General features: G+C 62.5%; 20 protein-coding genes and 2 pseudogenes. 4 read left to right on the top strand and 18 right to left on the bottom strand.

Features of this window, described 5'->3' with window-relative positions; genetic code table 11:
• Positions 1–2: 2 nt before the first annotated feature.
• Entirely contained in the window at positions 3–1,187 is a 1,185-nt protein-coding gene (locus ACFT1A_RS09240; protein ID WP_378446718.1) for a metallophosphoesterase, read from the bottom strand.
• 121 nt (positions 1,188–1,308) lie between these two features.
• On the opposite strand from ACFT1A_RS09240, the gene ACFT1A_RS09235 reads away from it, so the two are divergent.
• Positions 1,309–1,938: a GyrI-like domain-containing protein gene (locus ACFT1A_RS09235; protein WP_378446717.1), complete on the top strand. Its 630-nt coding sequence runs from the start codon at positions 1,309–1,311 to the stop codon at positions 1,936–1,938.
• A gap of 3 nt (positions 1,939–1,941) precedes the next feature.
• On the opposite strand, the gene ACFT1A_RS09230 is transcribed toward ACFT1A_RS09235, so the two are convergent.
• From ACFT1A_RS09230 to ACFT1A_RS09205, 6 genes are all read right to left on the bottom strand, one after another.
• Entirely contained in the window at positions 1,942–2,334 is a 393-nt protein-coding gene (locus tag ACFT1A_RS09230) for an RNA-binding S4 domain-containing protein (protein WP_378446716.1), read from the bottom strand.
• 24 nt (positions 2,335–2,358) lie between these two features.
• On the bottom strand, positions 2,359–3,252 hold the full coding sequence (locus ACFT1A_RS09225; RefSeq protein ID WP_378446715.1) for an oxygenase MpaB family protein: 894 nt from the start codon (positions 3,250–3,252) through the stop codon (positions 2,359–2,361).
• A 164-nt stretch (positions 3,253–3,416) separates the two neighbouring features.
• Positions 3,417–4,265, bottom strand: coding sequence for a 3-hydroxybutyryl-CoA dehydrogenase (locus tag ACFT1A_RS09220; RefSeq protein WP_214883149.1), 849 nt, complete (start codon positions 4,263–4,265; stop codon positions 3,417–3,419).
• A gap of 92 nt (positions 4,266–4,357) precedes the next feature.
• Entirely contained in the window at positions 4,358–5,515 is a 1,158-nt protein-coding gene (locus tag ACFT1A_RS09215; RefSeq protein WP_003939784.1) for an acyl-CoA dehydrogenase, read from the bottom strand.
• Between the two features lie 159 nt (positions 5,516–5,674).
• The gene (locus ACFT1A_RS09210) at positions 5,675–6,367 is read right to left on the bottom strand and encodes a TetR family transcriptional regulator (protein ID WP_378446714.1); all 693 of its coding nucleotides are present in this window, start codon (positions 6,365–6,367) and stop codon (positions 5,675–5,677) included.
• A 72-nt stretch (positions 6,368–6,439) separates the two neighbouring features.
• Positions 6,440–7,060, bottom strand: a complete 621-nt coding sequence (locus ACFT1A_RS09205; protein ID WP_378446713.1) for a TetR/AcrR family transcriptional regulator — start codon at positions 7,058–7,060, stop codon at positions 6,440–6,442.
• Between the two features lie 90 nt (positions 7,061–7,150).
• On the opposite strand from ACFT1A_RS09205, the gene ACFT1A_RS09200 reads away from it, so the two are divergent.
• Complete coding sequence (locus tag ACFT1A_RS09200; RefSeq protein ID WP_378446712.1) at positions 7,151–8,518, top strand: cytochrome P450; 1,368 nt, start codon at positions 7,151–7,153, stop codon at positions 8,516–8,518.
• 15 nt (positions 8,519–8,533) lie between these two features.
• Here the strand turns inward: ACFT1A_RS09200 and ACFT1A_RS09195 are convergent.
• Positions 8,534–9,097: pseudogene (locus ACFT1A_RS09195) on the bottom strand (acyl-CoA synthetase); the annotation flags it as partial.
• A gap of 18 nt (positions 9,098–9,115) precedes the next feature.
• Here ACFT1A_RS09195 and ACFT1A_RS09190 point away from each other — a divergent pair.
• Together ACFT1A_RS09190 and ACFT1A_RS09185 are read left to right on the top strand one after the other, a co-directional pair.
• A pseudogene (locus ACFT1A_RS09190) lies at positions 9,116–9,256 on the top strand (response regulator transcription factor); the annotation flags it as partial.
• 115 nt (positions 9,257–9,371) lie between these two features.
• Positions 9,372–10,799 (top strand): amidase, encoded by a 1,428-nt coding sequence (locus ACFT1A_RS09185; RefSeq protein WP_378446711.1) that lies wholly within the window; start codon positions 9,372–9,374, stop codon positions 10,797–10,799.
• 31 nt (positions 10,800–10,830) lie between these two features.
• On the opposite strand, the gene ACFT1A_RS09180 is transcribed toward ACFT1A_RS09185, so the two are convergent.
• From ACFT1A_RS09180 to ACFT1A_RS09135, 10 genes are all read right to left on the bottom strand, one after another.
• Positions 10,831–11,511, bottom strand: a complete 681-nt coding sequence (locus tag ACFT1A_RS09180; protein WP_378446710.1) for a 3'-5' exonuclease — start codon at positions 11,509–11,511, stop codon at positions 10,831–10,833.
• A 124-nt stretch (positions 11,512–11,635) separates the two neighbouring features.
• On the bottom strand, positions 11,636–12,769 hold the full coding sequence (menC, locus tag ACFT1A_RS09175; RefSeq protein WP_378446709.1) for an o-succinylbenzoate synthase: 1,134 nt from the start codon (positions 12,767–12,769) through the stop codon (positions 11,636–11,638).
• Positions 12,759–13,580 (bottom strand): GNAT family N-acetyltransferase, encoded by an 822-nt coding sequence (locus ACFT1A_RS09170; RefSeq protein ID WP_283302749.1) that lies wholly within the window; start codon positions 13,578–13,580, stop codon positions 12,759–12,761. Before ACFT1A_RS09170 ends, menC begins: the two co-directional genes overlap by 11 nt.
• On the bottom strand, positions 13,558–14,721 hold the full coding sequence (locus ACFT1A_RS09165; RefSeq protein ID WP_378446708.1) for a M20/M25/M40 family metallo-hydrolase: 1,164 nt from the start codon (positions 14,719–14,721) through the stop codon (positions 13,558–13,560). The genes ACFT1A_RS09170 and ACFT1A_RS09165 overlap by 23 nt, the downstream gene beginning before the upstream one ends.
• A complete protein-coding gene (locus ACFT1A_RS09160; RefSeq protein WP_378446707.1) occupies positions 14,718–18,101 on the bottom strand; it encodes a serine hydrolase in 3,384 nt (1,127 codons plus the stop codon). The genes ACFT1A_RS09165 and ACFT1A_RS09160 overlap by 4 nt, the downstream gene beginning before the upstream one ends.
• Positions 18,098–18,889 (bottom strand): ABC transporter ATP-binding protein, encoded by a 792-nt coding sequence (locus ACFT1A_RS09155; RefSeq protein ID WP_378446706.1) that lies wholly within the window; start codon positions 18,887–18,889, stop codon positions 18,098–18,100. The genes ACFT1A_RS09160 and ACFT1A_RS09155 overlap by 4 nt, the downstream gene beginning before the upstream one ends.
• A complete protein-coding gene (locus ACFT1A_RS09150; protein ID WP_378446705.1) occupies positions 18,886–20,766 on the bottom strand; it encodes a dipeptide/oligopeptide/nickel ABC transporter permease/ATP-binding protein in 1,881 nt (626 codons plus the stop codon). Before ACFT1A_RS09150 ends, ACFT1A_RS09155 begins: the two co-directional genes overlap by 4 nt.
• A 1-nt stretch (position 20,767) precedes the next feature.
• Positions 20,768–21,781, bottom strand: a complete 1,014-nt coding sequence (locus ACFT1A_RS09145; RefSeq protein WP_019745232.1) for an ABC transporter permease — start codon at positions 21,779–21,781, stop codon at positions 20,768–20,770.
• A 65-nt stretch (positions 21,782–21,846) separates the two neighbouring features.
• Positions 21,847–23,448: an ABC transporter substrate-binding protein gene (locus ACFT1A_RS09140; RefSeq protein ID WP_378446704.1), complete on the bottom strand. Its 1,602-nt coding sequence runs from the start codon at positions 23,446–23,448 to the stop codon at positions 21,847–21,849.
• A 227-nt stretch (positions 23,449–23,675) separates the two neighbouring features.
• On the bottom strand, positions 23,676–25,274 hold the full coding sequence (locus tag ACFT1A_RS09135) for an ABC transporter substrate-binding protein (RefSeq protein WP_378446703.1): 1,599 nt from the start codon (positions 25,272–25,274) through the stop codon (positions 23,676–23,678).
• Between the last annotated feature and the right edge of the window lie 41 nt (positions 25,275–25,315).

Below are 25,315 nucleotides of genomic sequence, written 5' to 3'. Positions count from 1 at the left end.
GTTCAGGCGCTGTGCAGCGTCAGGACGGTGATCTCGCTCGGTGCGAACACGCGGAATGGTGGACCCCAGAACCCGGTTCCGCGGCTTGTGTACAACTGCGTGCGGTCGCCGTGACGGGTGAGCCCGTGCACCGACGGTTGATCGAGTTTGACCAGAAGGTTGAACGGCCAGATCTGTCCGCCGTGGGTATGACCGGCGAGCTGCAGATCCACTCCCGCGGAAGCGGACTGAGTTACCTGCTTCGGTTGATGGGCGAGCATCAGGATCGGCAAATCGGGGTCGGTGCCGGCAAGGGCCATATCGAAGTTCGCGCCGTGACCGTCGAGCTTCGATCCCAGAGCGGTGGCGTCGTCGACTCCGGCGATGACCAGGTTGTCGCCGCCCTTGGTGACGACGAGGTGCCGGTTGTGCAGGGCATCCCAGCCGATCGAGGTCATGTAGTCGAGCCACTCCTGAGCCTCGTGGAAGTACTCGTGATTCCCGGTGACGTAGACACGAGCGAGTCTGGCTTCCACCGACGCGAGTGGGGTGGCTTGGCCGAGGCGCTGCTCCACTGTTCCGTCGGCAATGTCACCGACGTGGGCCACGATGTCGGCGTCGAGTTCGTTGACTGCCGCGATCACGCGCTCGGACCACTTCTCGCGATTGATCGGGCCGAAATGGGTGTCGGTAATTGCGACTACCCGAAGCTTGTCCATTCCCGCTCCGAGGCGAGGGATGGTGACGTCGACGTGCTTGATCCGTGGCAGTCGCATGGCTTCCCGATAGCCCCAGATCAGCAGTACGGCCGAGACGATCAGCGCCGCAACGGCGACAATTCTGGACCGAAGCGGATCCTCCACGCCCCCGACGAGGAGTCCGAGTCTCAGGACTTCGCCGAGCAGCGTCCACACGAACACGACCCAGATGACTCCGAGGAGCGCATCGCCGACCATGCGAATGGGATCACGATCGGTGTGGCCATGGCTGAGCACCATCGAGGCAGGCAGGGTGATCAGGAGGGCGGCAAACAGGACGGTGCCGAACACTGTGACGGCCGTCGGCCAGTCCGGCCGGATGAACAAACTCCACCACGGGTACACGAACAGTAGGGCCAAGATCGACGCGACAATCGCGGAAATGGCCACGATCCGCAACGGTCTGCGGCGCGGAGCTTGGACGACGTCGGTCGCCTGGGGTGTAGTCACTCCGTCCAGAGTAAAGGTCCACTGGTCTATTAACAAGGGGACGCCGGTCCGCTATTCGGTTGTCGGTGACTTCGGCTAGTTTCCTGATGTTGAACTTGGTCCGAGCTCAGGTGGGTGGCACATGGAGAAGTACGACGTCAAAAAGGCCTACAAGGATCTCTATTCGCCCGGCCGTCGCGATTTTGCCTTCGTGACCGTCCCGCGCTTCGGCTACTTTGCCGTCGACGGTCACGGTGATCCCAACACGGCCACCGAGTACTCCGAGGCGCTCGAAGCGTTGTATTCGGTGTCCTACGCGACCAAGTTCGCGAGCAAGAAGGAACTGGATCGCGACTTCGTCGTGGGCCCGCTGGAAGGGTTGTGGCGGGCAGATGACCCCGAGGTGTTCGTGACGCGGGACAAGTCGTCGTGGGATTGGACGATGATGATCTCGCAACCGGAATGGATCACGGAGACCGAACTGTCTGCGTCGATTGACGCAGTCCGGGCCAAGGCAGTGCGGGCCAAGAAGGAGATTGCCGCTCTCGACAAGGTCAGGTTTCTCGAGTTGGAGGAAGGTCTGTCCGTCCAGATTCTTCACGTCGGCTCGTACGACGACGAAGCTCCCACCCTGGACCTGCTGCACAACACGTTCATCCCGTCGAACAGCCTGAGCTTCAACGGCGATCATCACGAGATCTACCTCAGCGACGCTCGCCGGACGCCGCCCGAGAAACTGAAGACGGTTCTGCGTCAGCCTGTTTCGAGGTAGCGATTACGGCTCGAGGCCGCGCAACTTCTCGAGGTCGCGTCGATCGCGTTTGGTCGGTCTGCCGGCGCCGCGATCACGTCGCGGGATGGACGCGATCAGTTCGGGAGGCGGTGGGGGTGGTGAATTATCCTGCAGGCAATCGGCGGCCAGTACGGCGCTGACTCGTTTCGTGATCGGCTTGACCACGACGACAATGCGTTCGATGCCGGATACACGCACCCGCACCTCGTCGCCGGCTTTCACCTGCTGAGCCGCTTTTGCCGACGTTCCGTTGACCCGAACGTGTCCCGATCGGCAGGCGGTCGCCGCCTGCGAGCGTGTCTTGAACAGCCGAACCGCCCACGTCCAGCTGTCCACGCGGACACTGATCGCATCGGAAGGGAGTTGGGCTGGCACGCTCGCCAGCCTACCGATGCAGGCTCAAAGACCCTGTGCGCGGATACCCGAGTACGCGCGCGGTGCGTACTGCAGACGTAGGGGAAGTAGATGCCAGAACCGATCGGTCAGTGTCAGGAAGCGGGCGAACCAGAAGTACATTCGGTCGTCGCGCGGCGTCCATTCCCATCCGAGGGTTTCGCGCGCCTTCTCCGGCATCAGTGCCTTGCCGATCCAGTTCGCCACGGCCATCGTGGGGCGCGAGGAGAGATTCCACAACCACGTCGGCACCTTCGGGGCCGGTGCGATGCTGTGCTCGGAGATGCGCGTCGACCACTTCGTGGTGTGAGTGTTGATCAACTGGTTGTCAAGCATGTCTTCCCAGTACGCGCGAAAACTCGCGTAGTCGTCGAAAGCGGGTCGATCGGTGAGACCGTAACAACGCCACCAGGTTACGGCCTCACGGACAAGCTGGTCCTTCTGCTCCGGTGTGAACTTCTTGTATGCAAATCGTTCGTTGAAATCGAGTATCACCTCGAAGAACGTGACGTGAGTCCACCAGAAAGTGTCAGGAGCGAGGGCGTGGTAGCGCCCGCCGGTTTCGTCTGTTCCTTTGAGATCGGTGTGGAAGTTGCGAACGAGCGTGCCTGTGCCCTCTTCGGTCCGGTCGTACACGACCCCGTAGATGGGAGGAAGTGAGCGGAACAGGCGGTCGAGCGGATTGTCGAAGAAGTTCGAATGATCTTGCAGCGCTCCACTTACCGCGGGGTGCATGTTCTGCAGCGTGCCTGCGCGTCCGAGATACAGCAGACCGCGAACGTCGCCGAAGTGTGTCCACGTCAGGGAACCGGGGCCGATCGGGTCTGCTCGTAGTTCCCGGGGCTCTGGTCGCGACTGGGGCTTGGGTCGACGAGTACCGGTGTCCGGATCGCTGCTCATCTGGTTGACCCTCCGCCTGCGCTCATGTGACAACGGTTGTTGTCACATGATGACTTTTGCTGCGCCGCGCGAATTTGTCAATGGATTCGGCAAGATCTGCCCGAAAACAACTCCGGCCCCTCACCTGCAACAGGTGAGGGGCCGGAAGAGTGAAGCGGTCGGACTCAGGCGTATTCGTAGAAGCCGCGACCGGTCTTCTTGCCGAGGCGACCGGCGTCGACCATGCGGCGAAGCAGTGCCGGCGGAGCGTAGTGCGGTTCTGCGAATTCCGCGTACAGCGACTCTGCTGCTGCGAGAGCGATGTCGAGACCGACGGTGTCGAGAAGCGTCAGCGGACCCATCGGGTAGCCGCAGCCACCCTTCATTGCCTCGTCGATGTCTTCTGCTGTGGCGTAACCGGATTCGAGCATCCGGACGGCCTGGCACAGGTACGGGATGAGCAGAGCGTTGACGATGAAGCCCGAACGGTCGCCCGCGCGAACCGTCTTCTTACGCAGTGTGTTCTTTGCGTAGTCGGTGACGGCGAGGACGGTCTCTTCGGACGTCGTGAGGCTGACCACGATCTCCACGAGCGGCATGACCGGCACGGGGTTGAAGAAGTGAACGCCCACAACCTGGCCGGGGCGCGAGGTGGCCTTGGCGATCTTGATGACGGGGATCGACGAGGTGTTGGTCGCCAGAATGCCTGCAGGCTTGACGATCTTGTCGAGCTTGCCGAAGATCTCGTACTTGAGAGCTTCGATCTCGGGAGCCGCTTCGATCACCAGATCGCGATCGGCGAACTCTTCGATGTCCAGGGTGACGCGAACGCGTGCGACGGCGGCGTCGGCATCTTCCTGGGTGATCTTGCCCTTGGCCACGCCGCGGTTGATCGACTTGGCGATCCGCTCGCGAGCGGCGGCCGCGAATTCTTCTTTGGTTTCGAGCACCAGTACCGAGCTACCGGCTTTTGCACAAACTTCGGCAATGCCGGCACCCATGGTGCCGCCGCCGATTACGCCTACGAGTTCCACGATTCTCCTCAAGATTCTTCAGACAGGGGGCAAGCCCCCGTGCGCGGTTAAGGAGTCTATGGACTGCCTGACCGCGCACGGGGCCGGAGGCCCTACTTCAGCAGCGCACGCGACATCACGACGCGCTGAATCTGGTTGGTGCCCTCGTAGATCTGCGTGATCTTGGCGTCGCGCATCATGCGCTCGACCGGGAAGTCGGTGGTGTAACCGGCGCCGCCGAACAGCTGCACTGCGTCGGTGGTGACCTCCATGGCAACGTCCGAAGCGAAGCACTTGGCGGCAGCGGAGATGAAGCCGAGGTTCTTCTCGCCACGCTCGGCGCGAGCAGCGGAGGTGTAGACCATCAGACGTGCGGCTTCGACCTTCATCGCCATGTCGGCGAGCATGAACTGAACAGCCTGGAAGTCGCTGATGGACTTGCCGAACTGCTTGCGGTCCTTGGTGTATGCCAGTGCTGCGTCGAGTGCACCCTGGGCCAGGCCGACGGCCTGGGCGCCGATGGTGGGACGCGTGTGGTCGAGGGTCTCGAGAGCCGTCTTGAAGCCGGTGCCCGGTTCGCCGATGATGCGGTCGCCGGGGATGCGGCAGTTCTCGAAGTACAGCTCGGCGGTGGGGGAGCCCTTGATGCCGAGCTTCTTTTCCTTCGGTCCGACGACAAAGCCCTCGTCGTCCTTGTGGACCATGAAGGAGGAGATGCCGTTTGCGCCCTTGTCGGGATCGGTGACAGCCATGACGGTGTACCACGTGGACTTGCCGCCGTTGGTGATCCAGCACTTGGAGCCGTTGAGGATCCAGTCGTCGCCGTCAGCCTTTGCGCGGGTACGCATCGAAGCAGCGTCGGATCCGGCTTCACGCTCGGACAGTGCGTACGACGCCATTCCGCCGTTGACGAGGTCCGGGAGCACCTTGGACTTGAGCTCTTCGGAACCCTTGAGGATCAGGCCCATGGTGCCGAGCTTGTTCACGGCGGGGATCAGCGAGGAGGAGCCACAGACGCGGGCAACTTCCTCGATGACGATGCAGGTGGCGACGGAATCGGCGCCCTGGCCGTCGTAAGCCTCGGGGACGTGGATGGCGTTGAAGCCCGACGCGTTGAGGGCGGTGAGAGCTTCCTCGGGGAACCGTGCGTTCTCGTCGACGTCCTTGGCGTACGGCGCGATTTCCTTCTCGGAGAGTCCGCGGATAGCAGCCCGCAGTTCGTCGTGCTCTTCGTTCAGCGCGAAGAGATTGAAATCCGGGTTTCCTGCCATGGGAACGCTCCTTGGTGAAGGTGGCTTGAAGGCGGTCGGTGCGGCTCCGGCGTTACCAGCGAGATTCGCGGACAGACCGGTGCCAATGACTCCAGTCAAACACGGCACTGAGTGCCAGGTCAAGGGATGGGCGTGTGAAGTTTCGGTGCACGAGGAGTGTCAGCCGAGTTGTTCGTGGATCCTTCTGCTGATCTCCTCGGGGGAAGTGCCCGGGGTGAACGCTACTACCAGCACAGACTTCGATTCTGGCGTGCTGGGCTTGGATCCGGGGGCCACGCCGTACGTCCGCCGAACGTCGAGAAGCGCCTGACTCAGCGCTTCGGCTGTGGCGTCCTCGTCGCCCTTGATCATGCTTCGCAAGAGGTAGTTGTGGCACGCGGTGACAGCTGCGGCAAAACCGACAACCTCGAGGACGGGTTCGCGGGGAACAGCGCTGCGGAGATAATCGACGAAAAGGCGCTCGTAGCGGAATCCGGTGACCAGCTCGCGGTCGCGGAGGGCCGGGACATGCTGTACGACGCGGTATCGCCGCATCGACAGGTCACGGTTGCGTCGGAAGAAATCGAAGACGAGACCGGCGGCATCGCACACGGACGCCCAGGGGTCGTCGGAATCGGATGCAAGGAATTCGGCGACGTGTTCGAGGAGGGATTCGTGATCGGCGAAGATCACGTCTTCCTTGGAGCGGAACTGCCGGAAGAACGTCCGACGCGATACACCGGCGGCAGCGGCGATCTGCTCGACTGTGGTGGCTTCGTACCCGTTCTCCGAGAACAACCGGATCGCTTGAGACGCGACGTGCACCCGAAACTGTGCGGGGTCAGTTCCGGGCAAGTCTGCGCGTTCACTCATGGGGACAAGTATTGCGCCTGTGAGCACGATCCCGGTGTGACGGGCAGGATCGAGGTGCCGGGCAGTTCTGTATCAACGGTGTGCGGTGGATGTGAATTGGTAGGTTGCCGCCTCGACGATCTCCTCGGGGGAGATAGCGATTTCCTCGTTCAACCATGCGGTGACCAACTCGGCGAGGCCGCCCACAAAGAGCAGTCCGTTGATCTGACCTTGACGTGGTGGCCAAGCTCGGTCGCCGTACATTTGTGTGGCTTCGTCCGCGACCATCTGAGCGAAGCCGTGCAGTACTGCGCGTCGGTGTGTACGCAGGGGTTCGTAAGCAGCGGATTCGATCATTGCGACACGGCCCTTGCGGGGATCGTCGGTGAGGATGGTGACAAACGACGCGATGGCATCTCGTACTCGCTGCTCGAGGGTCCCGTCGCTCGCTCGTAGTGCGGCCAGACCTGCGTCGCGGACCTCGTCGGCAATCCCGTCCAGGATCTTTTCCAGCAATTCGTCTCTGCTGGAGTAGCTTTCGTAAAAGTAGCGTTCCGTCAACTTGGCCTGTGCGCAGATAGCGGTCATCGTGGCGCCGCGATTGCCTGAGGCCGCGAATAGTTCCATCCCTGCCTCCATCAAGCTCTCGCGCCGCAGCGCTGAGCGCTGGTCGCTGCTCAGGCCGGCATATCGACGCGGCGTAGGGGGAGTCATAGGTCGATATTGACAGACGCATGAGTGTGACGCAGACTACTGTCAATCTGACAGGAGACACTGTCAGATTGAGCGAGAGTAGAGGTCACAGTGCCCAAGATCCTGGCTCGTCCCCCGATGAACTCACCGTTGCACCCGATTTCGGGTCGTTCCGGGCTGCCCCTGGTCGGGCATGCGCTGGCATACATTCGCGATCCACTCGCCTTGATGCAGGAGAACTGGGATCGATTCGGCGAGGTGTCCTGGTTCTCCATGGTCGGTCGGCGATGGATCGCTGTACTCGGACCTGACGCGTGTCAGGAGGTGCTGCAGAACAAAGATCGAGCTTTCGTCAACAGCGACGGCTGGTCGGTGCTGATCGGTCCCTTCTTTCACGGTGGGCTGATGCTGCTCGATTCCGAAGAACATTTACGGCACCGTCGAATCATGCAGCAGGCGTTCACTCGATCACGACTCGAGAAGTCTGTCGACGTTCTCAACCCGGCAATCGACTCGGCGCTCGACGCATGGTCTCCCGCTGACGGATTCCATGCCTACACGGCGCTGAAGACACTGACTCTCGATCTCGCCACCGACATCTTCATGGGCGGGGCCGAAGGAAGCACCGAGAGCGAAATATCTTCGGTGAAGAAGGCTTTCGTCGATTGCGTCCAGGCAGCGACGTCTCTGGTCCGCTACCGCGTGCCAGGGACGCGATGGAAGCGAGGGCTCGACGGCCGCCGGGTCCTGGAAGACTTCTTCCGTCGTTACCTGCCGGCGCGTCGAGATCTCGAAACCGATGATCTGTTCTCCGTGCTCTGTCACATCGAATCCGAAGCGGGACAACGCTTCAGCGACGACGAGGTGATCGACCACATGATTTTCCTCCTGATGGCCGCACACGACACTTCGACGATCACCCTTTCCACGATGATGCAATATCTAGGTCAACATCCGAAGTGGCAGGACAGGTGCCGTGCCGAGTCGCTCGCTCTGGGGACCTCGACGCCCAGCTATGCAGATCTCGACGGGCTGAGCAGCCTTGATCTGGTGATGAAGGAATGCCTCCGACTCGTCTCTCCCGTTCCGGTCATGGCGCGGCGAGCGGTCCGCGACACTCAAGTACGGGGTCACTTCGTGCCTGCGGGAACGTATGTTTCTGTCGCCCCTCACTTCACACACCACATGGCGCAGTACTGGCCTGATCCCGAGCGTTTCGATCCCGAGCGTTTCGCCGAGAATCGACGCGAAGACAAGGTTCATCGGTACGCGTGGGAGCCGTTCGGCGGTGGAGTGCACAAATGTCTCGGAATGCACTTCGCCGGCGCCGAGATCAAGGCAATCATGCATCACCTCCTTCTGCGCTTCGACTGGAACGTCGACGCCGATTACGTCGCCCCGCTCGACTTCACGTCCTTGCCGTTCCCCTCCGACGGTCAACCTGTCGATCTGCGTCGGCGTTCCACTGCGGTGCGCTGAGCCCCTACGGCCGAGCTAGTTCGACGCCCGCAGTTCGAACTCGAGGACCTTGCCGGTCGGGGTGCGGGGAAGGTCGAGGGGGAAGACGATGTCACGGGGAACCTTGTACCCGGCGAGCAAGGCGCGGGTGTGCTCCACGATGTCTTCTGCGGAAGCCTGTAATCCCTTGCTCAGCAACACGAATGCTTTCGGCCGCTCGCCCCACTTCTCGTCCGGAACGCCGACGACTGCCACGTCGATCACGGCGGGGTGGCTCATGATCGCCTGCTCCACCTCGACGGTGGAGATGTTCTCGCCGCCCGAGATGATGATGTCCTTCGCGCGGTCCTTGAGCTGGATGTAACCGTCGGGATGCATGACGCCGAGATCCCCGGAATGGAACCAGCCACCGGCAAACGCTTCGGCAGTCGCGGCCTCGTCGCGGTAGTACCCCAGCATCACGTTGTTGCCGCGGAGCACGATCTCACCCATGGTCCGGCCGTCGGCGGGAACGTCGTTCATCTCGGCGTCGACAACGCGAGCATTCTCGGCCTGGACCATGCCGACTCCCTGGCGGGAGAGAAGTGCGGCACGCTCGGACTGCGGCTTCTCGTCCTACGAAATGCCGAGATCGCCGAGAGGCTGTCCCTGAGCGTCGAAACGATCAAGACGTACATGCGGAATCTGATGGGAAAACTCGACGTCCGCAGTCGACACGAAGCGGTCGTGGAAGCGCGGCGGCAGGGTTTGATTCTGTGAGGGCTTGATTCTCTGATCGGTCCCGCCAAGCGGAATTTCGGAACTGCGTCGCCGCCCCGGTTGATATGACGGACCTCACTATCGGCAGAGTTCTACACGAGTGATGAGGGCATCGATGCAGGATTTGTTCGACAACAACGACATGACCGGCCTGGCCGAAGCAATCAAGAGCGGCGACGTCTCCGCCAAGGAAGTCCTCGAGTTCAGCCTGGACAGGCTCGACGAGCGCAACCCGGCAGTCAACGCAGTGATCAGTGAGCGTCGCGAGGAAGCGCGCAACGAGGTATCAGGCGGTCTGCCGGAAGGTCCACTGCACGGCGTTCCGTTCGTGATCAAAGACCTCGGCATGGACGTCGCAGGATTGCCGAGCACCAATGGATCTCGATTGTTCGCCGACGCTGTGGCAGAGAAAGATTCGACGCTCGTCGAGCGCTACCGTCAGGCTGGTCTGGTTGTCATCGGCAAGACGAACACCCCGGAGTTCGGCAAGAACGCGAGTACCGAACCTGCGCTGTTCGGACCCACCCGCAACCCGTATGCACTTGATCGTTCGCCCGGCGGATCTTCCGGTGGCACTGCTGTGGCTGTTGCCGTCGGGATCGTGCCAGGCGGACATGCCAGCGACGGTGGTGGATCGATCCGTATACCCGCATCGGCATGCGGCTTGGTAGGCCTCAAGCCAAGCCGCGGACGCACTCCGACGGCACCGGCGCGCACGCTCTTCTCGTCGCCGATGAGTGTTCATCACGCCCTCACCCGAAGTGTCCGCGACACCGCGCTGCTTCTCGATCTCTCCGCCGGACCGACAGTGGGCGATCCTTACGTGATCCTGGCACCGAAGCGGCCGTACGTCGAGGAAGTGGGTGCGGATCCCGGACGGTTGCGGATTGGCCTGAGTAACGCGCTGCCGGACGGCACCCCGGTTGATCCGGAGTGTGCGGCCGTCACAACCAGTGTCGCGGGCTTGCTCGAAGAACTCGGTCACGATGTCACCGAGGGTGCCCCGAACTTTCCCCTCAATGCGCTTACTGCCGGGCTTTCGGTGTTGATGGGTATTCCGATGACGATCGAGGTCGACGAACGACTCGCCGCCCTGAACCGCGCAATCCGCGACGACGACCTCGAACCGATGGCCCGGATGATCTACGACCGTGCGAAGTCCGAAACTGCGACGAACGTCGTCACGGCGTTGCAGGAACTCGAGCGGGCGGCCCAGGTGATCGGTGCGTTCTTTGTCGATCACGACCTGCTGCTGACGCCGACGATGGCTCGGCCGGCAGCTCCGCTCGGTCTGCTCGATACGGCGAATCCTATGTCGATCTGGGAGCATTCGGCCGGGTACAGCGGTTTGACCAGTCCGTTCAACAGTTCCGGTCAGCCTGCGATTTCCTTGCCGATGGGTCATGACTCGGCCGGTGTGCCCATCGGCGTGCAGTTGGTCGGCGCGTTCGGGCGCGAAGATTTGCTGATCCAGGTTGCGTCGCAGCTCGAAACGGCCCGTCCGTGGTCCATTGCGCCGGTGTGGCCGCCGGTCCCGGTGTAACGCGCGCGGTTGTTCGAGCGAGGGGAGGGCGTCAGGCGATAATGCGAATCGGCCACTGACCGTTGACATCTCCCACGTCCCGGCCCTGGCTGAGTAGGTACTCGGCGAAATCACGCTGGCGCTCGGCGTGCCAATCGGCTTGATCGACCATGAGATCGAGCCCCAGGATGTCGGGGAACCGCACGGCCAGCTCGCGAGCCAACGCTGCCGCTGCCTTGGCATCGGCCTCAGCCTCGTGGGCCGACTCGAGGGAAATCCCGTAGTGCTCGCACACGGCCGCGAGCGTTCGTTTGCCCTTGCGGAAGGTGTCCATGGCGCGATCGATCACGTACGGATCGATGACCAACCCCGGAACGAAGGCGGGCTTGCCGATGCGCAGACCCTCGGCATGCATGACCGTCAGATCATAGGAGGCGTTGAACGCCACGACAGCATGATCGCGCGCCCAGGAATTGTGCAGGGCCTCACGGATCTCTTCGTAGCCCTCGGAGTAGTTCTGGCCGTGTTGCGCCGCGAACTCGGTGCTGATGCCGTGAATGGCCGAGGCGCCGGCGGGGATGTCGACGCCGGGATCGAGTAGCCACGTGCGTGTTTCGACCCTCGAACCGTCGATCACCGCTACGCAGGCACTGACGATACGAGCGGTCGACGGATCTCGTCCCGTGGTTTCGAGGTCGAACGCGCAGATCGGGCGATCGGACCAGCTACTCATCGGGGGCCTTTCGGTGCGGTGCATCATGTCCGAATCACTATGCACCTCCCTACCGACACAAACGACAAACAGTCACCTCCGCCCGGTGAGGGCGGAGGTGACTGTTTGTCGACGCTGTGGAAACCTACAGAATTTCGGTTCCGACGGTGAAGCGCTCCATGACGTCCTCACGCGGAGTCACACCGAAGCCTGGTCCCTGGGGCACGGCGATGTGGCCGTCCTCGATGACAAACGGTTCGGTGATGTCTTCCTTGTAGAAGCGATCGGACGCCGAGATATCGCCGGGCAGCGTGAAGCCGTCCAGCGCCGCGAGAGCTGCGTTGGCAGCGCGACCGATTCCGGTCTCGAGCATTCCGCCGCACCACACCGCAATACCGTGCGCCGAGGCGAGATCGTGGATGCGCTTGGCTTCCAGATATCCACCGACGCGGCTCGGTTTGATGTTGATGACCGAAGCGGCGCCGAGCGTGATGGCATCCGCCGCATCCTTGGCCGACTCGACCGACTCGTCGAGACAGATCGGAGTCGAGAGGGACTGGGCAAGCTTGGCGTGCTGCACTAAATCGTCCTCGGCCAGCGGCTGTTCGATGAGGAGCAGTGCGAATTCGTCCAGGCGGCGCAGCAACTGCGCGTCGACAAGTGTGTACGCGGCATTCGCGTCGACCTGCAACGGGACGTCGTAGCCGAACTCCTTGCGCACTGCTGCGACAGGTTCGATGTCCCAGCCCGGCTTGATCTTCAGCTTGATGCGCACGTAACCCTGCGACAGATAATTGCCGACGGTTTCGAGCAACTGCGGAATGCTGTCCTGGATACCGACGGAGACACCGGACGGAACCCGCGTGCGAGTGGCACCGAGGTACCGAGCGAACGACTGTCCACGAGCACGCAATTCAGCATCGAGGATTGCCATTTCGATAGCCGACTTCGACATCTGATGACCCACGATGTGGTGAAGTACGCTGCCAACCGTCTCGGCCGAGAGCGGCTGATCCGACTGCGACTTACGAAGCGTAGGAACGAGATACTCGCGCAGCATCGCTCGCGCGCCGGCGGTGTACTCCGAGTTGTAGTACGGATCGCTGAGCGAGCCGCACTCGCCCCAGCCGACGGTCTCCACCGGACCGTTGGGGCCCTCGGTGGTGCCACTCACCTTCAGGACGAGCGTGTTGCGCTCGAGCTGGGTGCTGAATGACGTGGTGAAAGGGGAGACGAGAGGGATGCGCAGTTCGCGCAATTCGACGGACTCAATGTGCATGGACTTGCTCTTCTCCGGTTGTCTCGCAGATTTTCGTGAACATGTAGTAGCCACTGGGGTCGAAGCCGGTGGATTGCCATTCCTTCGAGGCGATCAATGGTTCGAGGTACTCACGAAGCGCGTGTCGCCAGGCAAAGGCGGAGGCGCGGTCGACGGTTCTCAGATGCTCTATGTCTCTGGGTATTCCGACTGCGATGTCGATGCAGTCGGGTGGGATCGGGAGCATCCGAGGTGTACCGTCCTCGGTGGGTTGGAGCACCTTGAATGTATCATCCACGGCCACAGTAGAACTCGGAGATCCATCGGCGTCGAGATCCCAACTGACCAGCATTCGGTCGCTGGCGTCGCCGGCATTGATACCGTCTGCCATCGATCCGTAGAAATCCGGATTGTATTCAGCCGGTTCGGCACCGAGACGCTGGATGTTGAAGTAGGCATTGCGTGCGACGAGTGGATCGAAAGTCCAACGGATCGTTCTGACACCGCGCTCGATGCACCAGTCCCGCTGATGATGCTTCAGAGCGCGGCCGATTCCCTTGCCTGCATGCCCTGGTAGAACTCCGGCGATGTGGGAGTGCAGAACCTCGCCGAGAGGCTCGACGAAGAATCCGACGCAACCGCCGATCATTTCGCCTTCGGAGAAGGCTCCCACCACGTAGTGACCACCGTGATGGAGTGCAACCAACATCGCCGTGCCGAAATGAGCCGGTCCGGGACTGGTTGCCCAGATCTCGTCGAAAACGGCAGACAGATCGGCTATTTCGCGGGTGTCGACCAGTTCTCGAAACTCAACCGCTTTGCTTTTCGACACGAGGGCCCCCTTCAGACGTGATCGAACGAATTAGGCCCGCAACCAACGCCGTTCTCGGGGCGATAGCGGACACGAGCGCATGCTCGGTCTCGGCGTGTGCACCGCCGCCGACGCCACCGAGGCCGTCGAGGGTGGGGATGCCGATGCCGGCAGTGAAGTTTCCGTCCGAGGCTCCACCGACGGCGAGGCCGACGGGAGGAGTCAGATCATGCTCGAGCGCAACACGTTCCGCCAAGGCAAGCAACGGTGCGGACATCGCCGCTTCGAGGGGAGGCCGGTTGACGCCACCCGAGACCGTTACTACTGCTTCGGGGTGGATTGCCTGCAGGGCTCGGATATTCGAATCGACCCGCTCCTGCTCGGCTGCGCTGGTTGCGCGCACGTCCACGTCGACAAATGCTTCTGCCGGAACCGTGTTGGTGGTGGTTCCGGCCGAAATGACGGTCGGCGTGACGGTGGTTGCCTGCGCGGGAGAGGACAAGTCGTTGATCGCGATCACGAGACGAGCCAGTTCGACTGCCGAGTTGATGCCCTTTTCCGGTTCCAACCCGGCATGCGCAGCGCGGCCGGCGACATGAATCCGATACAGCGACACGCCCTTGCGGACGGTCTTGAGTTCACCGCCGTCGCCGCCGGCCTCGAGGACGAGCACCGCGCCCGCAGCAAGTTCCTCGATGAGGGACCGTGACGTGGGTGAACCGATTTCCTCGTCACCGGTCACAAGGAGTGTGATCCCGTCGAGTGCATCGTCGCCGTGCAACTCTCGAACGATGGCGAGGGCGTGAATTGCCTGAACAACACCAAGTTTCATATCGAGGCCGCCAGGACCTCGAAGTGCTCCGTCGGTGACGGCTGCGGGCAGGCGCGTCAGGGTGCCGATCGGCCACACGGTGTCGTGGTGACCGAGCAGCATCAGCCGCGTCGGTGAACTACCGAAACGGGTCACCAGATGGGTTCGGCCTTCCCTGACTATCGACTCCGGTGTAACGCCGAGTCGTTCGTGGACAAGGTCTGACGTCCATTTCGCGCTGCGGGCAACAGCTTCGAGATCGTGGGACGGCGACTCGACTTCGATGAGAGCGATGGCGTCCTCGAGGATCTGAGGAAGTTGGCGCTCGGCCAGATCGCGGAGAACGGTCATCGGTTGTTCACTCGCGGATATGCGCGGCTTCCGACGTGTAACAATTGTGTACTCCCGTTGTCGGAGAAAGTGATCCGGATCCAACTCGATGTTTGAGGGAGTCGGGTCCCGAACACTCCAGGGTGAACTTCGATCAGGTTGAGAGAGACGGACTCTGCCGTTTCGGTGTTGAGCGAAGGATCGATGTGATCGGTGCGGCGGGCGGTCAGGGAACTGCCGGTCCGTTCCAGGACGAAATCGGCGGCAGCATCGCGGTACAGACCGCACAGCGCATCGAGTTCCTCGGGTGAGGACGTGATACGGGTGTGGGGGTCACCAGGCGAGAATGCCGGTGTCACGGCGACGCCGCCGATCGAACCGATCACCTCAGCCAGAAGATCGCCCGAGAGACCGTCCATCGCTCCGCCGTTGGCCATCAGGACTACCGCTATGCCGCAGGACGGGACCACCCGCAAGAACGATTGCTGGCCGAGAGTTCCGCCGTTGTGGCCGTGCGCCAGTACCCCGCCCCAATTGTGCAGCAGCCACGTAGTTCCCATCACGTCTGCAGACGACACGTCGCTGATCTGGCGGCGTTCCTCGAGCATCGCCAGATGAGTGGAACGCTGAAGCAGTACCGGATCCTCGCGCATCGAATCCTGCGCGAACAGGAGTAGGTCTTCGGCTGTGCTGTTGATGAGACCAGCGGGGCCCATCGAACGAGGGATGAGGAATTGTGGTGTCTGCTCGAGATTGTCGGCGCCGCCGACGTGACCGACTGCCGCGCCGACGACGTGACCGACTGCGGCGCGGTGCAGTGCCGTCTCCTCGGGCAGAGTCGTGGTCTTGGTCAGGCCGAGCGGCTCGATGATCCGCTCGCGCAGAACCGCGTCCCAACTCTTACCTCGGAGAACCTCGATGATTCGTCCGGCGATGACGAAGCCGGTGTTGCAGTAGGACCAATCGGTGCCGGGGGCGAAGAGCTGCACGGTCGATGTCAGGGCTGCGACGTATCGCTCGACGCAGTCGTCGCCGCGTCCGCCGTCGATGAAGACGTCACCGTCGATGCCACTGGTGTGAGTCAACAGGTGGCGAGTCGTGACCGTTTCGGTGGCTACCGTGTCGGCAACTGCGAAGTCCGGCAGGATGTTCCGAACAGGTGCATCGAGGTCGAGCAGTCCTTCTTCGACGAGTTGCATGATCAGTGTGGCCGTCCAGACCTTGCTGATCGAACCCATCTGGAACAACGTGTCAGGTGTGGCCGCGACACCGGTCCGGGTACTGACGACACCGGAAGTGACCACGGTGCGGTCGAATCCGCTGCGACCTGTGGTCAAAATTCCCAGCGAGGCACCGGGTACCCCGTACTTCGCGCTCAGGGTGTCGAGTCGGTACTGCCAGTAGTCGGGGTCGACCGTGATGAGTGCCGGCGTGGGGGAGAGGTGACGGTCGAGCCACTCGACCAGCCTGGTGCTGTAATCCAGTCGGTGGGACGGGCGGCCCGTCAACACGAAGGCATGTGACGCGTCCGGGTAGACCACCAGTTCGGTCGGTGTGCCGGCCAAACGCAGTCCACCGAACCACTGTTCGGCTTGGTTGACCGGGCACCGGACGTCGCTGCCGCCGTGCAGTATCAGCGTCGGTGTTGTCACCTTCGCGACTCGCCCCAACGGCGAAAGTTCCTGTACTCGAGATGACTGCGGGTCGAATTCGACCGTCTGCAGCAAGATGCCCTCGTCCGACGGGCCCGCCGTGTTCGCGATGTCGCAGACGAGGCCACCGGCGACTGCGACGGCAAACCGATCCGTGACCGACGTCAGGGCGCACGTCATGAACCCGCCGTAGCTGTAGCCCGTGAGCACCAGTTGTTTCGGATCAGCAATCCCTTCGGCGACAAGCGTTTCGACTGGTTCGAGCAGGTCAGCGCGATCCGCCTCGCCCCAGCCGTCCCGCACACCGTCGAAGAAGTCGTTTCCGTAGCCGTCACTTCCGCGCGGATTGATCATCAAGACCGTGTATCCCAGCGCGACCAGTTCCGCGTGGTACGCGTGCATCACGGTGGGCGTTCCGGTCCAGGCATTGTGTGGTCCGCCGTGGACGTCCAGAACCAGCGGTCCGGCGCCTGTGACGTTCGGGTCGCGCAGGATCCAACCCTGAACACGGGTGCCGTCGCTGATGTCGAACCAACGCTCGGTGGCGACTGGGAACGCGACGGAAGTTGTCAGTTCCGTGTTCAATTCGGTGACGGTTTCGACGGCGCGAGTCTCGAGATCGATGACGGCGACCTCACCGAAGGACGTCGCCGTTGCCAGCGCGACGACGGCCTTCCCGGACGTCAGGGCAAGGCCGGAGACCACGCTCTGTTCTCCGGTGAGAAGTGTTGAGGCGGAGCCTGATCCGAAATCGACCTTGTGCAGTTCTGTGGAGCCGTGGTTGCGGATGCAGAACACGATGTCGCCGTCGGCGGTGAAACACGGTGCGCCACCGGGATAACCGGTCCCGCCAGGCATGACGTTTCGGTCGAGTTCGGACGTCAGACTGCGGTCTTCCACTCGCTGGTCGCGGTGCAGGACAAGAAGTTCGTTGTTGTGAATGATCGGCGTGTGCCAACCGACTGCTACGACGGCGTCGCCGGCAGGTGTCCACCCAAGTGGTCCGGCGATGCCGCGTGCGTGCCCCAGCATCCGCGGAGCCGAGGCGAGATCAGTCAGCGATAAGGTCCACGCGGAACTCGCCCGTGTCAGATCGGCATTGCCGTCCATTGCCGCGGTGAAAGCAAGTTCGGTGCCGTCGGGACTGTACGCGGGATGCGAAGCGTCCCAATCGCCGTCCGTCAGTTGCCGAAGCGAGCCGGCGGCCAGATCGAACTCGAACAGGTGCGCACGAACGCTGCCCCGGACGCCGGATCCGTCGACCTTGTAGTTGAGGCGTTTCGCCACCAAAAGGCGTGACGATCCGGCGGCAGTGCGGTCGACCGGGGCACTGAAGGCGATTCGAGCACCGTCGGGAGAGAACACCGGTGCCCCAGCGCCGAGCGGGAGTTGTTCCGCGGTGGTCATCTGAACGGCGGGTCCCCCGGTGGCATCGACCTTCCACAGTTGCGGTGTGCCCGAGGAATCCGGCCGAACGAAGACCAACAGCGTGGAAACGGGATGCCATGCCGGCGAGGTGTCGGCAGGTCCCGCGGTGAGCTGTAGTTGCGGGGAAGCCAACCAGATCGAGTGCTCGTTGGTATCCGCGGCCGGATTCGCTTCGGTACGTACGTATGCAATGCGTCCCGACGCCGATACGGCGATGCTGGTCGGTGTAACCACGGACGCGTAATCCTGGATTCTCGCCGAACGACGTTCTTCGGCACGGGCTACGGCAGCGGGGGAGTCGAGAGTGGTCGGCGTTGTCATTGGAACATCGGCTCCCCGAAGGTCGGGATCGCGGACAACAGCTTTGCCGTGTACGGCTCCTTGGGCGAATCGATCACGTCGAGAACCGGCCCGTGTTCGACGATCTCGCCGCCGAGCATGACTGCGACGTGGTCACAGACATAGCGGATCACCGCCAGGTTGTGACTGACGAACAGAACCGTCAGACCCAGCTGCTTCTGCAGATCCACCAACAGATTCAGAACCGCGCCCTGCACGGACACGTCCAGAGCGGAGGTGATTTCGTCGGCAAGCAGAACTGCCGGTGCGGCTGCCAAAGCCCGCGCGAGGGCAACGCGTTGGCGCTGACCACCCGACAACGACGACGGGTATTCGTGCGCCTTCTCCACCGGCAGTTGGACAGTGGTGAGGAGTCGAGCCACCTCGGTAGCGCGGTCGCCGCGGCTGCGGCGAGCTTTGTCACGACGCTCGGTGGACCGCAGCGCCTCGGCGAGTGACTGGCCGATGGTCATTCTCGGATCGAGGCACGAGTACGGATCTTGGAAGACCATCTGGATCCGGTGGCGCAGACGAGCCGTCGCGCCGCGGGCGTGAGCGACGTCCACACCGTCGAGAAGGATCTGGCCGGAACTGGGCTCGGCCAGGCCGACAGTTGCTCGCGCCAGTGTCGACTTTCCGGAACCCGATTCACCGACGAGACCGACCACCGATCCGGAGGGGATGTCGAGATTGATGTTCTTGACAGCGTGGAATTTCTTCGAACCGCTACCGAGGTGGACGTTGACGTCACGGAATTCGAGCCTGCTCATCGGATCTCCTCTGCAACAGCCAACAGTTCTTCCAACTCGATGTCGGCGGTGCTCTCCTCGGCGTCGAGGCTCTCCACCTGCCAGGCTTCGTCGACGGTGGCAAGCGGCTTGTCGCGATCGGTGCTCATGGTGGGGACCGCGGCGATCAGCGCGCGGGTGTACGGATGCTTTGCACGACCGGCAGTCAGATCGTCGACTGCGATGTCTTCGACGATTTCGCCGGCAAACATGACCAGGACACGGGTGCACATGCCGGTGATGACGGCCATGTCGTGCGAGATGAGAAGGATTGCGGCGCCGGTTTCTTCGCGAACCTCGTGGAGCAGCCCGAGGACCTCACGCTGAACGGTCACGTCGAGCGCAGTGGTGGGTTCGTCCGCGATGATCAGAGCGGGCTTGCCCATCAGACCCATGGCGATCATCGCGCGCTGACGCATACCGCCGGAGAACTCGTGGGGGTACTGCTTCGCACGCCTGGGCGCGTCGGGGATCTTGACGGCGTTCAGTCGCTCGACTGCCGCCTTCTTCGCGTCGGCCTTGCTCATACCTTCGTGGAGCCAACCGATCTCGGCGACCTGGTATCCGACCTTGAGAGACGGATTCATGGACGACATCGGATCCTGGAATACCATCGCCATACGTGTGCCGAGTTGGCGGGCAACCTTGCGCGAAGCCGCGTCGTCCGGCCGCTTCCCGTCCTTCATCAGCACGGTGCCGTCGAACTCGATGAGCCCGGCGTCGACCACGGTGGGGTGGTCGGTCAGCTGCGCGATTGCCATGCAACTCAGTGACTTTCCGGAACCGGATTCACCGACGATGCCCACGGTCTCGCCGCGATGAACTGTAAAACTGATGTTGTCGACGGGGCGACGCCAGTCGTCACCCGCGGGGACCGCGACGGACATGTTGCGAACGGTCAGTACCGCGTCTTCGTCGCTGGGTGTCGAATCCGTCTGAGCTGTGCGTGCATTGATCGGCTTCCACTTCGGCAGACGACTGCTGATCGGGCTGCGAACTCCCGCACCGCGTGCAATGGCCTCGCCGAGCAACGTGAAGGTCAAACCGGCGAGCACGACGGCGATGCCGGGAGCAAGTGCGGTGGCCGGGTTGACGAAGATCTTCGACAGGCCTTCGTTGAGCATCCGGCCCCAGTCGAACGCGGGCGGCTGAATGCCCAAGCCGAGGAACGAGAGTCCGGCGAAGACCACAAGGCCGCTGCCGACAGCGATGCTGGCGTTGACGATGAGTGGTTCACGGATGTTGGGGAGAATGTGGCGGAACAACAACCCAGGCTTGGTGACCCCGAGGATGCGTGCTGCGTCGATGAAGTCGCGTCCGTTGACCGACGAAGCCAGCGCGTACGTCAACCTCGCGAACGGCGAGGCCAGGGCGAGACCGATGGCGATCACCGCGCTGCCCGCACCCTGTCCGAGAACGACCAACAGGAAGATGGCCAGAAGGAGACCGGGGAACGCGATGGCAAAGTTGAGGAATGCCACGACCATTCGTCCGACCCAGCGGGGAGCGAGCGTCGGGAGCGTACCGAGTATCAGGCCAATTGTGACACCGAGTGCGACGGCTCCGAGAGCCATGAGCACCGACAGTCTCGCGGCGGTCATCGTGCGGGCGAAGACGTCACGCCCGCCGGCGTCGGTGCCGAAGATGTGCTCGGAACTCGGTCCCTGAGACAGTGCCTTCGGGTTGGCTGCGACAGCGGCGTCACCCCAGATCATCGGTCCGAAGATGACGAGGGCGATCAGAGCGGTCAGGAAGGTGAGGGCCAGGATTCCCAATGGGGTGCGAAACGTTCCGACGATCCAGTGTCGTCGCGGAGGCGTCTTGGGGGCCGCAGTGGGGGCCGTAGGTGAGGTGCTCAACTCAGTTCTCCCGAATTGTGGATCGTGGGTCGATGAGAGCGAGCACCACGTCGACGATGAAATTGATGAGAAGGACGATGGCGCCGTAGATCACGACCAGCGTCTGGGCGAGCGGGTAGTCCTTCTCGGTGATGGACTTGACCAGCGCCATGCCCATGCCGGGCCAGGCGAAGATGCTCTCGATGAGCACGGTGCCGGCAATCAGACCACCCAGGAGGAGTCCGGCGAGCGTCAGCGTCGACGTCATGAGGTTGGGCATTGCATGACGGAAGTAGATTCGCGCCACAGGCATTCGCTTGGCGCGTGCGGTGCGGATGTAATCCATGTCCAACACGCCGAGCGCCTCTGCACGGACGATGCGCGACATCGAGGCGATGGCGCCGATCGACATGGCCGCGACCGGAAGGATGTAGCTTTCCGGTCCACCGCGGCCGGCGACGGGCAGAACAGGGAACGTGACGGCAAAGAGGTAGACCAGCGCCGTACCGAACATGAACTCGGGGATCACGGCGATGGTGCCCGACGTTGCGGTGTAACCGATCTCGACTCCGCGTCGTCGACCGTTGCGGGTCAGCGCAGCGAAAATGAGGCCGATCGGAATGCCCAGTAGCAGCACCGTGACGACTGTGAGTACAGCCAGTTCGAGTGTTGCCGGTAGGCGGGACGCGATCACCTCGAAGACCGGAGTCCTCAAGGTGATCGAGTCACCGGGATTCCCGCTCAGCAACCCGCCGACGAATCGGAAGTACTGCTGCCACAAGGGAAGGTCGTAACCGAGCTGAGACCTCGTTGTCTCCACCAGTTCGACCGGTGCGTTCATTCCCAGTGCCAACCGAACCGGGTCTCCCGGAATCAGTTGGAGCATCAGGAACGCCGCAGTCACCAGCGCCCAGAGTGAAATCACGAAGGTGCCGAAACGACGCAGAAGATATGCGGGCCAGCTGTCGGACTCGAGCCACTTTGCTCGAGCCTGAGGCGCCGCTTCTGGTTTCGCGGCTTCAATAGTTTGACTCATGGGCTGTCTTTCCGGAGGGCGGGAACAGATGCAGGGCGGGAAGAGATGCTGAGCGGGAAAACGACTTACTGGTAGAGACGCAACGCAGAACCGGTGAGCGTCTTACCGAATGAGAGTCCGGCCTTGTTGAAGTACACGTTCATGACTGAATCTGCGAAGGGCACGGCCGCGACCGTCTTGGTGAGCTCCGACTCGGCGTCGGCCCAAGCGTCACAAGCGTCGCTACCGGTCAGACCGGAAGCCTTGGTGGCTGCTGCTTCGTAGGCGGGGTTGCTGACCGATCCGAAATTCTTGCCTGCTGCGGGGACCGGCCCGGCAAAGTACGCGGTGAACGTGCTGGGCAGCGAGGAGTTGACCTGGACCCAGGCGATGTCCCAGGCAGAGTTGTCCTTGCCGCTCAGAATGACGTCGATGATCTTGTTCGAGTCACCCCCGGTCACCTCGACGTTTGCGCCGAGTTCGGACCACGCCGACTGAGCAAGTTCTGCCGCCGCGTTGCGCGGATCGTCGGTGCCGTCGTACACGAGGCGGAGATTGAGCGGCTTGCCGTCCTTGCTGCGCTTGCCGTCAGCGCCGGCAGTCCAACCAGCGCCGTCCAGTGTTGCCTTTGCAGCTGTGAGGTCGAAGTCCGGAATGTTGCCTGCGACAGTGTCGTAGACACAGGCGCGCGGTTCGACGGCGACGAGACTGGTTGCCCGGACCCCGTTTCCGGCGGTGATGACCTGAGTGAGGTCGTCGAGATTGACCGCTTGGATCAGCGCCTTGCGCACTGCCGGATCACTGGTGGGGTTGCTGGCGATCTGGTTGAAGTACATCTGGCCCGCGGGCACCGGCCGGCCAACCGAGTCCAGATTGGCTGCCGCGACGCGGTCCTTGTCCGGCCCGGCGATCGGAGCTGCATTGAGTTCACCCGAGAGAAGCTGATTTGCGGCAGTGCTCACGTTCGGTGCCATGGCGGCGATGACCGTCTTGGGGACGCCGGGGGTATCGGAAGCGGTGCCGTCGGGGCCCCAGTTGTAGCCCTCGCGACGCTGGAACGTGTAGTGGTCGTTGGCGGCGACTTCGGTGACTTCGAACATGCCGGTGCCGAGCGACTTCTTGTTCGATGCTGTCGGATCTTTCAGCCCGGCCTCGCACAGGATCGGCAGTCGACCGACGTTGAGAAGCAGGAACGGGCTCGGCGCCGCAGTGGTGACCGTGACGGTGCGCGCTGCCGGATCGGCGGTCGCTGTGGCACCAGTCGGAACGGAGGACCCGCGCAACTGTGAACCGTTGTCCGGATTGGCCACGAAGTTGATGTTGTCCGCGACGGTCTGGGAAGTCAGCGTGGATCCGTCGGTACAGGTCACCCCGTCACGGATGGTGAAGGACGCCGAGGTCGGGGTCTCCTCCCACTTCTCCGCCAACCACGGTCCGACTTCGCTGGTATCGGGATCCTGGTAGATCAGGTAGTCGTAGGCCAAACGAGACAACTCGGCGGTTGCCTGAGAGGCCGACATGATCGGGTTGAGTGCGCCCGGATCGGCCTGCAGGGCGAAACGGAAGGTCCCGTCCGTGGCCGGTTCACCGCCACTGGCGCCCGAGGACGTGCCTCCCGAGCCACAAGCAGACAACACAAGCGTGAGCCCTGCGGCTGCCGCAAGTGTTGGATAGGAGCGGTGTTTCATGGTGCCTCCGGGATGGAGCTGGGGCCCGAGCGAAAAACGTGAGGGCGCGATTGAGTGTTGACTGCTAAATCTTGGCGCATGACGTGACGCGCATCTCTGTCGATCCTCACGAAAATCGGGTCGATTTTCGTCCGCTCCCACGAAAACCGCCAGGATCAGTGAATACCTGTCCGTATACCGACAACGACCGGCGAAACACGACGATTTCCCCGGTCGCTACCGGCGGTCTACTGGTACAGGCGCAGGGCCGAACCGATGAAATTGCGGCCGAATGCAAGACCCGCATTGTTGAAGTAGAGAGTCGTGATCTTGTCGGCAAAAGGTACCGCCGAGTTTGCTTTGATGATCTCGGACTCGGCGTCTGCCCAAGCGGCACAAGCGTCCTCGCCGGTCAGTCCGGAGGCCTTGGTGACGGCTGCGTCGTAGGCCGGGTTGGAGATCGACGCAAAATTCATTCCCGCAGCGGGCACAGGACCGGAGAGGAAGGGGACCAGCATGCTGGGCAGCGCGACGTTGATCGGCTCCCACACAACATCCCACGCCGTGTTGTCCTTGCCGCTGAGTGCTACGTCGAGGATCTTGTTCGAGTCCCCACTGGCGAGTTCAACGGTGGCGCCCAGGTCGTTCCACGCGTTGACCGCAACGTCGGCGGCAGCATCGGTCGCGTCACCGAACGTCTCGTAGACCATCCGAATGCGGAGCGGTGTGCCGTCCTTGCTGCGCTTTCCGTCCGCCCCGACCTTCCAGCCCGCAGATTCGAGAGTTGCTGCGGCTGCACTGGTATCGAAGGCCGGCAGGTTTCCGGCGATGGAGTCGTAGATGCAGGCACGCGGTTCGATGGACACCATCGTGGTCGACCGGGTTCCGCGACCGGCCGTGAAGATCTCGGCGAGGTCGTCGAGGTTGAGAGCCTGGATCAGAGCCTTGCGTACGGCAGGATCGCTCGTCGGATTGCCGGGACTGTGGTTGAAGAACATCTCGCCCGCCGGAGCAGGCTGCTTGACGGTATCCAGGTTCGCGGCGTTCATGCGATCCTGATCGGGGCCGGAAACAGCTGCGGCATTCAGATCGCCGGACAACACCTGGTTGGCAGCGGTGCTGTTGTTCGTGATGATGGACGCGACGACATTCTTGGGTACTCCGGCCGTGTCGGAGGTGGTGCCGTCCGGTCCCCAGTTGTATCCGTCGCGCCGAACGTAGGAGTAATGATCGTTGGCGACTGCCTCGGTCATCTGGAACATGCCCGACCCGAAGGTCGTCTTGTTTGCCGCCGTCGGATCCTTCAACCCGGCCTCGCACATGATCGGTATTCGCGCCAGGTTGAGAAGCAGGAACGGAGAGGGTTCCGGAGTTGTGACCGTTACTGTCCGTGTCGCCGGGTCGGCGGTGGCGCTCGCGGTAGCCGGTGCGTACACCCCGCGGAGAGCGGATTTGTTTGCGGCGTTGGTGATGAAATTGACGTTGTCGGCGACGGTCTGGGCAGTCAGAGCGGATCCGTCGTTGCAGGTGACGCCATCGCGAATGGTGAAGGACGCGGAAGTGGTTGTCTCTTCCCATTTTTCGGCGAGCCACGGCTTGGTGACACCGGTATCGGGATCTGGATGGAGCAGATAGTCGTAGCTCAAACGTGCCAGTTGGTGTGCCGGCGAGGCGGCGGTCATCAGCGGATTCAGTGCACCCGGGTCTGCGACGAGAGCCAATTTGAAGGTGCCGTCGGTGACGGGTTCCCCACCGCCCGAACCTGACGAGCCGCCCGACGAGCACGCGGTCAAGGCTAGAACGGTGCCGGTTGCTGCAGCCAGTAGTGCGTAGGACCGTTGTTTCATGGTGCCTCCGGAAGATGTAGTCCCGACCCGAGCGACGCGTG

The organism is Rhodococcus sp. NPDC057135 (assembly GCF_042670865.1).
Taxonomy (GTDB): Bacteria; Actinomycetota; Actinomycetes; order Mycobacteriales; family Mycobacteriaceae; genus Rhodococcus_F.
The sequence above is the reverse complement of the archived record's forward strand: the minus strand, read 5'-3'. Positions and strand labels throughout refer to the sequence as shown.

Excerpts from the sequence above, each read along its gene's own strand:
- ACFT1A_RS09235 (WP_378446717.1), top strand. The coding sequence starts at position 1,309 with ATGGAGAAGTACGACGTCAAAAAGGCCTACAAGGATCTCTATTCGCCC.
- ACFT1A_RS09225 (WP_378446715.1), bottom strand. The coding sequence starts at position 3,252 with ATGAGCAGCGATCCGGACACCGGTACTCGTCGACCCAAGCCCCAGTCG.
- ACFT1A_RS09215 (WP_003939784.1), bottom strand. The coding sequence starts at position 5,515 with ATGGCAGGAAACCCGGATTTCAATCTCTTCGCGCTGAACGAAGAGCAC.
- ACFT1A_RS09210 (WP_378446714.1), bottom strand. The coding sequence starts at position 6,367 with ATGAGTGAACGCGCAGACTTGCCCGGAACTGACCCCGCACAGTTTCGG.
- ACFT1A_RS09205 (WP_378446713.1), bottom strand. The coding sequence starts at position 7,060 with ATGACTCCCCCTACGCCGCGTCGATATGCCGGCCTGAGCAGCGACCAG.
- ACFT1A_RS09185 (WP_378446711.1), top strand. The coding sequence starts at position 9,372 with ATGCAGGATTTGTTCGACAACAACGACATGACCGGCCTGGCCGAAGCA.
- ACFT1A_RS09180 (WP_378446710.1), bottom strand. The coding sequence starts at position 11,511 with ATGAGTAGCTGGTCCGATCGCCCGATCTGCGCGTTCGACCTCGAAACC.
- menC (WP_378446709.1), bottom strand. The coding sequence starts at position 12,769 with ATGCACATTGAGTCCGTCGAATTGCGCGAACTGCGCATCCCTCTCGTC.
- ACFT1A_RS09165 (WP_378446708.1), bottom strand. The coding sequence starts at position 14,721 with ATGACCGTTCTCCGCGATCTGGCCGAGCGCCAACTTCCTCAGATCCTC.
- ACFT1A_RS09160 (WP_378446707.1), bottom strand. The coding sequence starts at position 18,101 with ATGACAACGCCGACCACTCTCGACTCCCCCGCTGCCGTAGCCCGTGCC.
- ACFT1A_RS09155 (WP_378446706.1), bottom strand. The coding sequence starts at position 18,889 with ATGAGCAGGCTCGAATTCCGTGACGTCAACGTCCACCTCGGTAGCGGT.
- ACFT1A_RS09145 (WP_019745232.1), bottom strand. The coding sequence starts at position 21,781 with ATGAGTCAAACTATTGAAGCCGCGAAACCAGAAGCGGCGCCTCAGGCT.
- ACFT1A_RS09140 (WP_378446704.1), bottom strand. The coding sequence starts at position 23,448 with ATGAAACACCGCTCCTATCCAACACTTGCGGCAGCCGCAGGGCTCACG.
- ACFT1A_RS09135 (WP_378446703.1), bottom strand. The coding sequence starts at position 25,274 with ATGAAACAACGGTCCTACGCACTACTGGCTGCAGCAACCGGCACCGTT.